We start from the raw sequence: 13125 nt of genomic DNA on the forward strand, positions 1-13125 counted from the left end.
ATGAACCTCAACTTCATCTGGCTGGCGATCGGGCAGATCGTCGATCCCACCGTCGCCGCCTACGCGCTCGCGACCATCGGCCTGGTCATCCACTTCGGATTCACCGGCCTCCTCAACTTCGGCCAGGCCGGCTTCATGGCGGTGGGCGGCTACGCCTTCGCCATCACCTCGGTCAAGTTCGAATGGCCCGTCTGGGGCTCCCTGCTCGCGACGATCGTCGCGGCGACCCTCTTCGCCCTCATCCTCGGCATCCCGACGCTGAGACTGCGGGCGGACTACCTCTCGATCGTCACGATCGCGGCGGCCGAGATCGTCCGGCTCTCGGTCAAGACACCCGAGTTCTCGGCGGTGACCGGCGGCTCGGAGGGCATCAACGGCGCGGCGAAGGCGTTCAACGACCTCAACCCGCTGCCGGAGGGGCGCTTCGGGATCGGGATCCTCACCTACAACCAGGACCAGTGGTGGGTGCGCATCGTCGGCTGGGGCCTCGTGCTCCTGGCCTGCCTGCTGGTCTTCCTCCTGATGCGCAGCCCCTGGGGCCGCGTCATCAAGGGCATCCGCGAGGACGAGGACGCCGTGCGCTCGCTCGGCAAGAACGTCTTCTCCTACAAGATCCAGGCGCTGATCCTCGGCGGCGTGCTGGGCGGCCTGGCCGGAGCGCTGTTCATCCTGCCGCGCTCGCTGCAGCCCGACAACTACGGCACCCAGCTGACGTTCTTCCTCTACACGATCATGCTGCTGGGCGGTGCCGCGACGGTCTTCGGGCCGGTCGTCGGCTCGATCGTCTTCTGGGTCGTCCTCGGTCTGACCGACGGACTGCTCACGCTCGGGATCGACACCGGGGTCCTCAACAACGACCTCATCAAGCTCACCACCGTGCAGACCGGACCGATCCGGTTCATCGTGGTGGGTGTGGCCCTCATGCTCCTGGTGATCTTCAGACCCCAGGGCATCTTCGGCAAGAAGAAGGATCTGCACTTTGCCTAAAACGCCGGTCTCGGACATCACCGAGCAGGAAATCGTCCCCGGGGTCGTCAAGAAGGACCCCATCCTCGTCGCCGACGGCGTCAGCCGACGCTTCGGCGGCCTGACCGCGGTCGACGTCGCCCACGTCGAGATCCCGCGCGGCTCGATCACCGCCCTGATCGGCCCGAACGGCGCCGGCAAGACCACGTTCTTCAACCTGCTGACGGGCTTCGACAAGCCCAACACCGGGCGCTGGAACTTCAAGGGCAAGAACCTCGCGAACGTCCCCGCCTACAAGGTGTCCCGGATGGGCATGGTCCGCACGTTCCAGCTCACCAAGGCCCTCGGCGGCATGACGGTGCTCGAGAACATGCTCCTCGGCGCCAAGGGGCAGAAGGGCGAGAACATCCTCACCTCGCTCATCCGGCCGCTGTGGTCGAAGGAGGAGGAGACGATCGAGACCCGGGCCATCCGGCTGCTGGAGAAGTTCAAGCTCGACACCAAGAAGGACGACTACGCGTCCAGCCTCTCGGGCGGCCAGAAGAAGCTGCTGGAGATGGCCCGCGCCCTGATGTCGGAGCCCGAGCTGGTCATGCTCGACGAGCCGATGGCGGGCGTGAACCCGGCGCTGACGCAGTCGCTGCTGGGCCACATCGTGAACCTCAAGGACGAGGGCATGACCGTGCTCTTCGTCGAGCACGACATGCACATGGTCAACACGATCGCCGACTGGGTCATCGTGATGGCCGAGGGCAAGGTCGTCGCCGAGGGACCGCCCTCGACGGTGATGAACGACCCCGCGGTCATCGACGCCTACCTCGGCGCGCACCACGACACCGACCTCGGCACGATCGAGGGCCAGCTCGAGGTGGCGGAGGAGATGGACTCGGACCTCGTCCGCGAGGACGTCGAGAAGCGGGCCGAGGCGGCCGGCGTCGACGTGCACCACACGGGCGGCGAGCACGCCGCCGCGGCGACCCCTGCGGCCTCCACCGCGACGGCCTCCACCGCGACGGCCTCCACCGCGGACGACGCCCCCGCGACGGCCGCCCCCGCGGACGGCGCACCGACGAGCATCGCGCCGACCACCGACGCGCCCGCCGTCGACTTCGGAAAGGACGAGAAGTGACCCAGAACACGCTCGAGACGCACGACCTCCACGCGGGGTACGTGCCGGGAGTCAACATCCTCAACGGGTCGAACGTCTACGTGAAGAAGGGCGAGCTCGTCGGCATCATCGGCCCCAACGGCGCCGGCAAGTCGACGCTGCTCAAGGCGATGTTCGGGCTGGTGAACATCCGCCAGGGCACGGTCCTGCTCAACGGCGAGGACATCACCGGCTTCAAGGCCGACAAGCTGGTCTCCAAGGGCGTCGGCTTCGTGCCGCAGAACAACAACGTCTTCCCGTCGCTCACCATCGAGGAGAACCTCGAGATGGGCATGTACCAGAAGCCGAAGATGTTCAAGGACCGCCTCGAGTTCGTGACGGAGCTCTTCCCGGAGCTGACCAAGCGCCTCAAGCAGCGCTCCGGCTCGCTCTCGGGCGGCGAGCGCCAGATGGTCGCGATGTCGCGGGCCCTGATGATGGACCCGTCGATGCTGCTGCTCGACGAGCCGAGCGCGGGTCTCTCGCCGATGCGCCAGGACGAGACCTTCGTCAACGTCCAGCGGATCAACCGCGCCGGCGTCTCGATCATGATCGTCGAGCAGAACGCCCGCCGCGCGCTGCAGATCTGCGACCGCGGCTACGTGCTCGACCAGGGCCGCGACGCCTACGAGGGTCCCGGCCGCGAGCTGATGAACGATCCGAAGGTGATCGAGCTCTACCTCGGCACACTCGCGACGACCAACGAGGTCACCACGAGCACGCCCACCGTCGGCGGCTGAGGCCGCCGCACCTCCGGGCCCGTCACCCGCCGAGAGGCGGGGGCGGGCCCGTCGTCGTCGAGGAGGAGGACCGGATGCGCCGCAGCGCCGCTCTGGTCGTCGTCGCGCTCGCGGCAGGGCTCCTCTCCGGCTGCGCACCCGGGCCGGTCTCGGAGCTGCCGGCGGGCGTCTCCGTCGGCGTGCAGCAGAACCGCGACGACTACGGTCCCCGCCGGCTCGAGGTCCTGGTGACCAACACCGCCGACGAGCCCCTGGACGTCTGGGAGGCGCGGCTCGACTCCCCCGCTTTCACCGACCCGGCCGCCACCGACGGCCCGACCACGGTGCGCCCGGGGACGACGACCGCGCTCCGGCTGCAGCTCGCTCCCCCGGACTGCGCGGACCCCGGCGCGGACGCCCGTGTGCGGCTCGCCTTCACGCAGGGCGGGGTCTCGGGGATGGCGGTGGTCGCGCCGGACGATCCGCTCGGCAGCCTGCCGCGCATCCACGCCGAGGACTGCCTCGCACAGCGCGTGGCGGAGGTGGTGTCGATCGTGCCCGGTGACGTCGTCACGGTGGCTCAGGAGGGCGGACAGCCCGTCGCGCACCTGCCGCTCACCCTGACGCCGACGGGGGCCGACGGGGGCGTCTCGATCGCCTCGGTCGGACGCACGATCCTGCTCCGACCCGCCTCGGGACAGGACAGCTGGCCCGTCGGGGTGCGGATGGACGCCGGCGCCGCCACGACCCGCGTCGACCTCGCGATCGTGCCGAACAACTGCAACACGCACACCGTCTCGGAGGACAAGCGCGGCACGTTCTTCCCGGTCGCCGTCACGCTCGACGACGGCACCTCGGGCGTCGTCGCCGTCGGTGTGTCCGACGCCGTGCGCGGGGCGCTCTACCGCTTCATCGCCGAGGACTCCTGCCGCTGGCGGTGAGCGCCGACGCGCCACGGACATCGAGTCTCTCTCTGCGCTGGCACCCCCCGCCCGAGGGTCAGGGCAGCGGCCGCCGTGCCGTAATTTTGGGGACAAGAGACATCGGCGCCGACACCACGACCGGACTCCTCTCCCCCCTGATCAGGGCCGGATTCCCGCTCTCCTCGGCACCGATTCCTTCCCCTTCCGCGTCCCCTCCCGGCGCCGCGGTCCCCGTCTTCGAAGGAGCCGACCCATGAAGAGCTACACCCCCGCACCCGTCGCCCTCGGCGCGACCTTCGGCACCGGTGCGATCGGCGACTACGAGCGCTGGTCCGTCGTCGGCGTCTACGCGCAGGTCGTCATCGCCGAGACCACCGGCGGCAAGCGCCGCAACTACAGCCGCTCGTTCGTGACCTACCGCCTGGCCCAGGAGGCGGAGCTCCTCCGCGCCTCCTGAGGCCGCACCGAGCACTGAGCGAGCGCGCGTCCCCTCGGGGGCGCGCGCTCGCTGCGTCGTGCGGCACCGGGAGGGGCGGAGCGGGGACCGACGTTCGTTCGGTGATGGATCTCGATACGCCCTCTCCGAGGGCTACTCGATCAGCATGGAGATGGCCTGCCGATCGAGATCGGCGCGGGTCCACCGGGACGGGAAGCCGGCGCTTCATGCTGGTCGAGTAGCCGCGCAGCGGCGTATCGAGACCTCGGGGACGACGAAGGGGCCCGGTCGGATGACCGGGCCCCTTCGCGCGTCACGGCCGGAGCCGCGAGCGGTGTTCTACTTCAGCGAGCCCTCGACGGTCTCCTCGAACGAGGTGACGTTGCCGGTGGAGTACTTGTAGATCGATACCGAGGCCTCGCTCGGGTCGCCGTTCTCGTCCCACGAGATCGGGCCGGAGAGGCCGTCGTAGTCGATGTCCTCGCCGTCGGCGATCATCGTGGCGCAGTCCGCGAACGTGGTGCACTTCGTGCCCTCGTCAGAGACGTCTTGCAGGTTGTCGCGGATCGTCGCACCGTCGGTCGCGCCGCCCTTGAGCGCGGCGAGCGCGGCGAGCACCGTGGCGTCGTACGACTCGGGAGCGTAGCTGAACACCGTCAGCGCGTCGTTCCCCTGCTCCTTCACGAGAGCCTGGAGGTTCGACTGGAACTCCTCCGACGCCTGCACACCGGGGTTGGTGAACTGCGCGCCGGCGATGTCGACGTTCGTGTCCGCGTCGGTGATGACGCCGTAGTTGCCGTCCGTGCCGTAGAGCTTCGAGAAGTCGAAGCCCTTCGCCGCGAGCTGCTCCGCGATCGTCTTGATCTCGTCGAACGAGATGACGACGAGCGCGTCGGGGTTCGGCGCGAGCACCGAGGTGATCGCCGAGTTGAAGTCGGTCGAGGCCGGCTCGAAGATCTCCTCGGCCGCGACGGTCGCGCCGCCCGCCTCGAGGGTCTCCTTGATGTTCGACTCGAGTCCGGTGCCGTACGCGTCGTTCATGTAGAGGATCGAGACGTTGGTCTTGCCGTCGCCGAGGATCTTGTTGCCGAGGATGCGGCCCTGGAGCACGTCCGAGGGGGCGGTGCGCCAGTAGTAGCCGTCGTCGTCGTAGGTCGTGAAGTCCGGCGAGGTGTTGGCCGGCGAGATCTGGACGACGCCCGCCTGGGTCACCTGGTCGATGAACGTCTTCGAGACGCCCGACGAAGCCGCTCCGATGACGACGCTGGCGCCGTCTGCGATGAGCGAGGTCGCGGACTGCGTCGCGATGTCGGTCGTGGTGTCGCCCGAGTCCTTCTGCTCGACATCGACCGTGATGCCGGCAGCGGCGTCGTTGATGTCCTTGACCGCGAGGTCGACGCCCGCGATCTCGGGCGGGCCGAGGACGGCCAGGGTGCCGGTCTGCGGGAGGATCGTGCCGATCTTCAGGGACAGGTCGCCGGACTCGCCGCCGTCGGTGCCCGCGTCTCCGCCGCCGCCGCTGGCGCAACCGGCGAGGACGAGAGCGCTGGCGCCCAGGAAGGCGACCCCGCTCAGGGTCGCCCGGAGGGATCGCGTACGGGCCGTCCCGGCCTTCGCGTGAACGCGCATGTTTCTCCTTGAGAGGTTCTGTCGTGGGAGCGGTGCCGGAGGCAACCGCTCGGCCAACCTAACCTTCGGAGAAGCCGTGAACAATACGGGGGTGTTTCAGATGCGTTTCGCGACCTGATCGTTACTTTTCGTCGTCGGAGCGCTCTCCCGCGACGCGATCCGCAGGTCCGGCCGTCACGCGTCGCCTCCGGCGCTCGGCCGAGACGAGGTCCACTGAGAAGATCGCCAGGGCCGCCCAGACGAGCGCGAAGCCGATCCAGCGCTCCGGCGGCATCTCCTCGTGCAGGAGGAAGGCGCCGACGACGAACTGCAGCACCGGCGTCAGGTACTGGATGAAGCCGACGATCGAGAGCGGCAGCCGCCGGGCGGCGCCCGCGAAGAGCAGCAGCGGCACCGCGGTGACGATGCCGGCCGAGGCGAGGATGAGCGCGTGCCCCGTGCCCTCCGTCGCCAGCGTCAGCCCGACGGTCGAGCCGACGACCAGCAGCTGCACGATCGCGAGCGGCGTGAGCCAGAGCGTCTCGAGCGTGAGACCGCTGACCGCGTCCATCCGGCCGCCGACCCGGCTCTTCACCAGGCCGTAGAGGCCGAAGGAGAAGGCGAGCGCCAGCGAGACCCAGGGGAAGGAGCCGTAGCCGACGGCGATCACGAGGACGGCGACGGCGCTGATCGCCATCGCGATCCACTGCGCCCGCCGCAGCCGCTCGCGCAGCACGATCACGCCGAGCAGCACCGTGACGAGCGGGTTCATGAAGTAGCCGAGCGCCGCCTCGATCACGTGGCCGGTGGTCGTCGCGATGACGTAGACCTGCCAGTTGATGTAGATCAGCACGCCGGCGATCGCCATCACGCCGAGCAGCCGCGGCTCGCGGAAGAGCGCCGCGAAGCCGCGCCAGCTGCGCGTCACCGTGAGCAGGAGCAGGCAGAAGACCAGCGAGAAGAGCACGCGCAGCGCGACGATCTCGAACGGCGAGGCGGGGGCCATCGCGATGAAGTAGAGCGGCATCGCGCCCCAGAGCAGGTAGGCGGCGAAGCCGAACCAGAGGCCGGTCGACGACAGCGCGCCGCCGGCGCCCTTCACGGGCAGGGCCTCGACGCCCTCGCCGGCCGCGGCGTCGCCCGTCGTCGGCGAGGCGGGATCGGCGGGGAGGCGGGAGGCGGGCACCCGTCCGATGCTACGCAGGGCCGGCGCCGGCGGACCGCCCGGAACGGTCACCGGACGTCAGGATCAGGCCACCGGTCGCGAAGAGGACCGGGCGCACGACGGTGGGCCCGGCGACTCCCGCCACCGGGCCCACCGCGCTGGACGACGAAGGGCCCGGCGACTGTCGTCGCCGGGCCCACTGCGCTGAAAGACGAAGGGCCCGGCGACTCGCGTCGCCGGGCCCTTCGGGGATCCGTCTCTAGCGGACCACGACCGCGAGGACGTCGCGGGCGGAGAGGACCAGCAGGTCGTCCCCACCGAACTTGACCTCGGTTCCGCCGTACTTGGAGTAGATGACCTTGTCACCGACGGCCACGTCGAGCGGGACGCGGTTGCCGTTGTCGTCGATGCGGCCGGGGCCGACGGCGACGACTTCGCCCTCCTGGGGCTTCTCCTTGGCGGTGTCGGGGATGACGAGACCGGAAGCAGTGACCTGCTCGGCCTCGACCTGCTTGATGACGATGCGATCTTCGAGCGGCTTGATGGACACCGACACGGTTGACCTCTTTCTTGACGACGACGGGGGCGGAGCGTCGCCGTTGGCAGACACGCTCCGAGAGTGCTAGCTCCACTGTAGAGGCTCCGCTGGCACTCGTGCAATCAGAGTGCCAGGCAGGCGCGCCGCGTCGTGCGGAGGGCGTGGCCTAGCATGGCCGGATGCAACGCGCCGAGCTGGTCGAGCTCCTCTCCCCCGAGGGCCTCCGGCTCCTCGACTCGCTCGACGGCTACCGCGCGGACGACCTGGTGCGCGCCGTCGCGGCGCTCCGCTCCGCCGGCCACTCCCCCGGCCTGGTGTCGGCCGTGCTGACCCAGGCGCGGCTGCGGGCGAAGGCGACCGGGAAGTTCGGCGAGTTCGCCCGGTCGATGCTCTTCACCGACGCCGGGCTCGAGCAGGCGACCCGCCTCCGGGTCGCCGCGCTGCACGCCGGCCGCTTCTCCTCCGCCGGGCTCACCCGCATCGCCGACCTCGGCAGCGGCATCGGCGGCGACGCCCTCGCGATGGCCGCCATCGACCTCGAGGTGACCGCGGTGGACGCGGACGAGATCACCGCGACCCTGGCCAGCTTCAACCTCGCCCCGTTCCCCTCCGCTCAGGCCGTGCACGGCGACGCCGAGGCGTTCGACCTGGACGGCTTCGACGCCGTCTACCTCGATCCGGCCCGCCGCACCGCCGGCCACCGCGAGACCCGGCGCCTCGACGATCCCGACGACTACTCCCCCTCGCTCGACTTCGCCTTCGGCCTCGCCGAGGCGCGGCCCGTGGGCGTGAAGCTCGGGCCGGGCTTCGACCGCGAGCGGATCCCCGCTGACGCGGAGGCGCAGTGGGTGTCGGTGGACGGCGAGCTCGTCGAGACGGGCCTGTGGTTCGGTCCGCTGGCGCGGCCGGGCGTCCGCCGGTCCGCGCTCCTGCTCTCGGCGACCGGCGCCGTGGAGCTCACCGCACCGGCCGACAGCGACGACGAGGAGGTGGGCGACCTCGGCGCGTTCGTGCACGAGCCGGACGGGTCCGCCATCCGCGCGCGCCTGCTCGGCGAGCTGGCCCGCACCAGCGGCTCGCTGATGCTCTCGCCCGGCATCGCCTACCTCACGGGCGACGAGCCGTCCGCGTCGCCGTTCCTGCGCAGCTTCCGCGTGCTCGCGGAGCTGCCCCTGGACGAGCGCACCCTCGCGCGCGAGCTGCGCGCCCGCGGCATCGGCGTCCTGGAGATCAAGAAGCGCGGCGTGGACGTCGACCCCGCGCGCTTCCGCAGGAAGCTCGGCCTGGCCGGGCGGGGCAGCGCCGTCCTGATCCTCACCAGGATCCAGGGGCGCCACCGCGCCCTGCTCGCCGAGCGCGTCGTGTGAGACCGGGGGCCGGCGCCTAGTAGCCGGAGGAGGAGGTCGCCGCGTCGAGGGCGACCACGAAGATCACGATCGTGACGGCCAGGTAGATCAGCGAGACCACGACGCCGGCGATGCCGGTGATGATCGCGGTCAGCGCGAAGCCGCGTGCTCCCGGCTCGCGACGGCGGCCGAGGAAGCCGAGCACGATCGCGGGCGCGGACAGGATGAAGCCGAAGCCCCAGCCGAAGATCGAGATGACCAGGCCGACGATGCCGAGGATCATGCCGGTGAGGCTCAGGGTCTTGGGCACCGTCGTGGGCGCCGGGACGTAGGCGTACTGCGGCGGCGCGGCGCTCGTGGCCGGCGGGAGCGGGGTCCCGTACGCGGGCGGCGGGGTATCCTGGGCACCCTGTCCCGGTGCCGCCGGGGTGCCGCCCGAGTACGCGGGCGGGGCCGGGGGCACCGGAGTGCCACCGGAGTGCACGGGCGGGGCCGGGGGCGCCGGCGGCACGGGGGGAGCAGGGGGGACGGGAGGGCCCTGTCGGTCGTCGGACCCGGGCCGGCTGCTGTCGCTCATGCCTCGAAGTCTAGAACGAGGCCGCCGACCGGCTCAGGCCGGGAGGTAGCCGTCCGTCCGGAGTCCGCCGACGAAGGCCGAGTAGGCGAGGGCGCCGACCAGCAGCAGCACGAGCGCGAGGTAGCCGAGGAGGAAGCCGGCGATCGCGAGTCCGCGGCCGCGCTGCCCCGAGCGGCGCGCCTGCGCGAAGCCGACGTGCCCGAGGACGATCGCGGCGGGCGCGAGCCCGAGGATGCCGCAGATCAGGGCGGCGACGGCGAGGCCGTTCAGCGGCGGGCGCGGCGCGGGAGCGCCGGGATGCGCGGAGCCGTCGAAGGCCTCCGGGCCGCTCGGGGCTCCGGGGGGAACGGCCTCCCCGGTCCAGCCGGACGCGGCACCGGCGGCCGGCGGAGCGGAGGCGGGAGACGGTGCTCCGGAGGGCGGCGCGTACCGCGGCGGCGGGGGCGGCACCGACCCCGGTGCCGGATCGCCGGTGGACTCGTCGTTCACGTCGCCCTCCTCGAGCGCTCCGCCGTCCCCGCCGTGCAGGGCGGGGCGGAGTGGATCAGTAGTTCGTCGTGCCCGCGATGCCTGCGAGGGAGAACAGGGTGACGAACAGGACGATGTAGACGATGATCGCGACGAAGCCGATCACAACGGCGGCGATCGCGAGTCCGCGGCCCTTCTCTCCGGTCCGCTTGATCTGCGAGAGAGCGATGAAGCCCAGGACGATCCCCACGATCGCGATGAAGAACGAGGCGATGAAGCCGATGATCGCCAGGATGTTGTAGCGGTCGGACGCGGGCGTGTACGGAGCAGTCATGGAAGATCCCCCTTGATCAGGAACGAGTGGATGCGCTCAGAGTGGCAGCGTCCCCGGAGGGCTGTCAAAACCCTGGACGGCGCTTGTGACGCGAGACGGCACTGCGGTAGAGCGCCTAGCGCACCTGGATCTCGGTGACGGGCAGCGTGGAATCGGCGCCGAAGGAGAGGCTCGAGGGCGCGTGCCCCGCCTCGATCAGCTGGGCGCCGAGCGCCGCGATCATCGCGCCGTTGTCGGTGCAGAGCGAGAGCGGGGGGATCCGCAGTGCGGTGCCCGCCGCCGCGCAGCGCTCCTCGGCGAGCTCGCGGACCCGCGCGTTGGCGACCACTCCCCCGCCCAGCAGCAGCCGGGGCACCTCCCGGTCGACGCAGGCCGCGATCGCCTTGGTGAGCAGCACGTCGGCGACCGCCTCGCGGAAGCTCGCGGCGACGTCGGCGACCGGCACCTCCTCGCCCGCGTCCTGGCGCTTCTCCACCCAGCGCGCGACCGCGGTCTTCAGCCCCGAGAAGGAGAAGTCGTAGCGGTGCTTCTCCCTGTCCTTCGGGAGGGTGAGGCCGCGGGGGAAGCGGATGGCCCGCGGATCGCCGTCGGCGGCGACGCGGTCGATCTGCGGGCCGCCGGGGTAGGGCAGGCCGAGCACGCGGGCGACCTTGTCGAACGCCTCGCCGGCCGCGTCGTCGATCGTCTCGCCGAGCAGCTCGACATCGGAGACGAGATCGCGCACGTGCAGGAGCGAGGTGTGCCCGCCCGAGACGAGCAGCGCGATGGTCGGCACCTCGACCGGGCCGCCCTCGCCGCCGTCGGCGCGCAGGACGTCGGCCCCGACGTGCCCGACGAGGTGATTGACCGCGTAGAGCGGCTTCCCGAGCGAGACCGCCAGCGCCTTGGCCGCGCCGACACCGACCATCAGCGCCCCGGAGAGCCCGGGGCCGCTGGTGACCGCGATCGCGTCCAGCTCCTGCAGCGTGACGCCGGCCTCGGCGAGCGCCGTCCGCAGCGTCGGCTCGAGCGCCTCGAGGTGCGCGCGGGCGGCGACCTCGGGCACGACGCCGCCGTAGCGGGCGTGCTCCTCCATCGACGAGGCGATGGTGTTGGCGAGGAGCGTCGTGCCGCGGACGATGCCGATCCCGGTCTCGTCGCAGCTGGTCTCGATGCCGAGGACGAGCGGACCGGCGGTCATGGCGACTCCTGTCGAGGGGCGGCGATCGGCGCGCGCATCACGAGCGCGTCGACGTTGTCGGGCTGGTAGTAGGCGGGGCGGACCCCGATCTCCTCGAAGCCCTCCGAGCGGTAGAGCGACTGGGCGGCCGGGTTGTCGGCACGGACCTCGAGGAAGACCTCGCGGGCACCGCGCTCGGCGGCGATGGCGACGAGGGCGCGCAGGAGGCGCCTGCCGAGTCCGGTGCGGCGCGCGGAGGCGAGCACCGCAATGGTCTGCACGTCGCCCTCGTGCGCGCCGACCGGGCAGAGCAGCCCGGCGTAGCCGACCAGCTCGCCCGCGTCCTCGGCGACCAGGTAGCGGGTGTGCCGGCTCCGGATCTCCTCGCGCATCATCGTGCGGGACCAGGCGTCGCTGGTGAACTCGGACTCCTCGATCGCCATGATCGCGTCGAGGTCGTGGACGGTGGCGTCGCGCAGCTCCGCGCTCACGCGGTGACCCGCTTGGGACCGGCCGAGAGTGTGACGTCGGGCGAGCGGAGGTAGAGCGGCTCGTCGGCCGCGGGGTCGCGGCCGGCCGCGCGGGTGAGCGCGGCCACGACGCCCAGCTCGGCGGCGGACACCGTCTCCGCCTCGAGGCGGGGCAGCTCGGGGAAGGGCAGCGCGGGCGGCTTGTCGAGGCCGGGTCCGGCGGTGCGGACGGGCAGGCCCTGCTCGTCGAGGCCGGCGTAGGCGCTCCAGTAGAGCTCGCGGCGGCGCGCGTCGGTGACGACGAGGAAGCCGTCCGCACGGCCGTGCCGCAGCGCGCCGAGCGCGACCGCGTCGTGCGAGACGACCGGCAGGGTGGGCACGTCGCGGCCGAACGCGAAGGCGCGGGCTGCGGCGATGCCGACCCGGAGTCCGGTGAAGGGGCCGGGGCCCATGCCGACGGCGACGGCCTCGATCGCGTCCGGGCCGATGCCGGCCGCCCCGAGGGCCTCCTCGATCAGCCGGCCGACGACCTCGGCGTGCCGCATGGTGTCGGTCTCGGTGCGCTCGGCCCGGACCGCCCCGTCCGCGCCGACGACGGCGACGGAGGTTCCGGAGGAGGTGTCGATCGCGAGCAGCACCCTGACAGGGTACCCGCGGGCGACGGGGCACCGGCCGAGGAGCCCGCGGCGCTCCGCAGCTGCTCGGTGGATCTCGATACGCCCTCTCCGAGGGCTGCTCGATCGGCATGCAGATCATGCTGGTCGAGCAGCCGCGCAGCGGCGTAGCGAGACCCGCCGTCAGCAGAGCGGTCAGCGCCAGCCGGTGCCGCGGAAGCGCACCGTGCGCGGCTCGATCGGCTCCTCGCCGTCCTCGGCGTCGGAGCCGCCGGTCGGGCGCTCCAGGACGATGTCGAGCCACGAGTCCGCCACGCCGTCGAGCAGACCGGCGCCCCACTCGACCACGACGACCGAGTGCTCGAGGTCGAGGTCGAGGTCGTCCAGCTCCACCGCGGACCCGACGCGGTAGGCGTCGACGTGCACCAGCGGCGGCCCGCCGTGCAGCGGAGGATGCGTCCGCGCGATGACGAACGTGGGGCTGGTCACCGGCCCGCGCACCCCGAGGCCCTCGCCGAGTCCGCGGGTGAAGGTCGTCTTGCCCGCCCCGAGCGGCCCGGTCAGCACCAGCAGGTCGCCGGCGCGCAGCACCCGGCCGAGGGAGCGGCCGAGCCCCTCCATCGCCTCCGGATCCGCGATCTCGACGGTGCGGTCG

The 13125-nt window shown here is 71.7% G+C and carries 16 protein-coding genes; 6 read left to right on the forward strand and 10 right to left on the reverse strand.

Annotated elements, in window-relative coordinates; all coding sequences use genetic code 11:
* The 5 genes from EDF43_RS06540 (at nucleotide 1) to EDF43_RS06560 (ending at nucleotide 4212) form a co-directional block, all read left to right on the forward strand.
* Nucleotides 1–987, forward strand: a complete 987-nt coding sequence (locus EDF43_RS06540; RefSeq protein ID WP_123735053.1) for a branched-chain amino acid ABC transporter permease — start codon at nucleotides 1–3, stop codon at nucleotides 985–987.
* On the forward strand, nucleotides 980–2095 hold the full coding sequence (locus EDF43_RS06545) for an ABC transporter ATP-binding protein (RefSeq protein ID WP_132436021.1): 1116 nt from the start codon (nucleotides 980–982) through the stop codon (nucleotides 2093–2095). Before EDF43_RS06540 ends, EDF43_RS06545 begins: the two co-directional genes overlap by 8 nt.
* Nucleotides 2092–2853 (forward strand): ABC transporter ATP-binding protein, encoded by a 762-nt coding sequence (locus EDF43_RS06550; protein WP_123445090.1) that lies wholly within the window; start codon nucleotides 2092–2094, stop codon nucleotides 2851–2853. Before EDF43_RS06545 ends, EDF43_RS06550 begins: the two co-directional genes overlap by 4 nt.
* Before the next feature lie 74 nt (nucleotides 2854–2927).
* On the forward strand, nucleotides 2928–3773 hold the full coding sequence (locus EDF43_RS06555; protein ID WP_132436022.1) for a hypothetical protein: 846 nt from the start codon (nucleotides 2928–2930) through the stop codon (nucleotides 3771–3773).
* Nucleotides 3774–4008: 235 nt separating this feature from the next.
* Nucleotides 4009–4212, forward strand: coding sequence for a hypothetical protein (locus EDF43_RS06560; RefSeq protein ID WP_123445088.1), 204 nt, complete (start codon nucleotides 4009–4011; stop codon nucleotides 4210–4212).
* A gap of 318 nt (nucleotides 4213–4530) precedes the next feature.
* Here the strand turns inward: EDF43_RS06560 and EDF43_RS06565 are convergent, their stop codons facing one another.
* The 3 genes from EDF43_RS06565 to groES all read right to left on the reverse strand — a co-directional run bounded on the left by EDF43_RS06565 (nucleotide 4531) and on the right by groES (nucleotide 7520).
* Nucleotides 4531–5820 (reverse strand): ABC transporter substrate-binding protein, encoded by a 1290-nt coding sequence (locus tag EDF43_RS06565; RefSeq protein WP_123735049.1) that lies wholly within the window; start codon nucleotides 5818–5820, stop codon nucleotides 4531–4533.
* Nucleotides 5821–5941: 121 nt separating this feature from the next.
* Nucleotides 5942–6907, reverse strand: coding sequence for an EamA family transporter RarD (gene rarD, locus EDF43_RS06570; RefSeq protein ID WP_132436095.1), 966 nt, complete (start codon nucleotides 6905–6907; stop codon nucleotides 5942–5944).
* 316 nt (nucleotides 6908–7223) lie between these two features.
* Nucleotides 7224–7520, reverse strand: coding sequence for a co-chaperone GroES (gene groES, locus EDF43_RS06575; protein WP_068251574.1), 297 nt, complete (start codon nucleotides 7518–7520; stop codon nucleotides 7224–7226).
* Between the two features lie 161 nt (nucleotides 7521–7681).
* On the opposite strand from groES, the gene EDF43_RS06580 reads away from it, so the two are divergent.
* Entirely contained in the window at nucleotides 7682–8869 is a 1188-nt protein-coding gene (locus tag EDF43_RS06580) for a class I SAM-dependent methyltransferase (protein ID WP_132436023.1), read from the forward strand.
* Between the two features lie 16 nt (nucleotides 8870–8885).
* Here the strand turns inward: EDF43_RS06580 and EDF43_RS21730 are convergent, their stop codons facing one another.
* From EDF43_RS21730 to tsaE, 7 genes are all read right to left on the reverse strand, one after another.
* Nucleotides 8886–9425, reverse strand: coding sequence for a DUF4190 domain-containing protein (locus EDF43_RS21730; protein ID WP_165909034.1), 540 nt, complete (start codon nucleotides 9423–9425; stop codon nucleotides 8886–8888).
* 33 nt (nucleotides 9426–9458) lie between these two features.
* The gene (locus EDF43_RS06595; protein ID WP_123702144.1) at nucleotides 9459–9914 is read right to left on the reverse strand and encodes a DUF4190 domain-containing protein; all 456 of its coding nucleotides are present in this window, start codon (nucleotides 9912–9914) and stop codon (nucleotides 9459–9461) included.
* A gap of 55 nt (nucleotides 9915–9969) precedes the next feature.
* Nucleotides 9970–10227: a DUF4190 domain-containing protein gene (locus EDF43_RS06600; RefSeq protein WP_123735045.1), complete on the reverse strand. Its 258-nt coding sequence runs from the start codon at nucleotides 10225–10227 to the stop codon at nucleotides 9970–9972.
* Between the two features lie 115 nt (nucleotides 10228–10342).
* Nucleotides 10343–11407, reverse strand: a complete 1065-nt coding sequence (gene tsaD / locus EDF43_RS06605; protein ID WP_132436024.1) for a tRNA (adenosine(37)-N6)-threonylcarbamoyltransferase complex transferase subunit TsaD — start codon at nucleotides 11405–11407, stop codon at nucleotides 10343–10345.
* Complete coding sequence (gene rimI, locus EDF43_RS06610; RefSeq protein WP_132436025.1) at nucleotides 11404–11877, reverse strand: ribosomal protein S18-alanine N-acetyltransferase; 474 nt, start codon at nucleotides 11875–11877, stop codon at nucleotides 11404–11406. The genes tsaD and rimI overlap by 4 nt, the downstream gene beginning before the upstream one ends.
* Nucleotides 11874–12494: a tRNA (adenosine(37)-N6)-threonylcarbamoyltransferase complex dimerization subunit type 1 TsaB gene (gene tsaB / locus EDF43_RS06615; RefSeq protein WP_132436026.1), complete on the reverse strand. Its 621-nt coding sequence runs from the start codon at nucleotides 12492–12494 to the stop codon at nucleotides 11874–11876. The genes rimI and tsaB overlap by 4 nt, the downstream gene beginning before the upstream one ends.
* A gap of 171 nt (nucleotides 12495–12665) precedes the next feature.
* The gene (gene tsaE, locus EDF43_RS06620; RefSeq protein WP_132436096.1) at nucleotides 12666–13091 is read right to left on the reverse strand and encodes a tRNA (adenosine(37)-N6)-threonylcarbamoyltransferase complex ATPase subunit type 1 TsaE; all 426 of its coding nucleotides are present in this window, start codon (nucleotides 13089–13091) and stop codon (nucleotides 12666–12668) included.
* Nucleotides 13092–13125 lie beyond the last annotated feature (34 nt).

The organism is Rathayibacter sp. PhB179 (assembly GCF_004345345.1).
GTDB lineage: Bacteria > Actinomycetota > Actinomycetes > Actinomycetales > Microbacteriaceae > Rathayibacter > Rathayibacter festucae.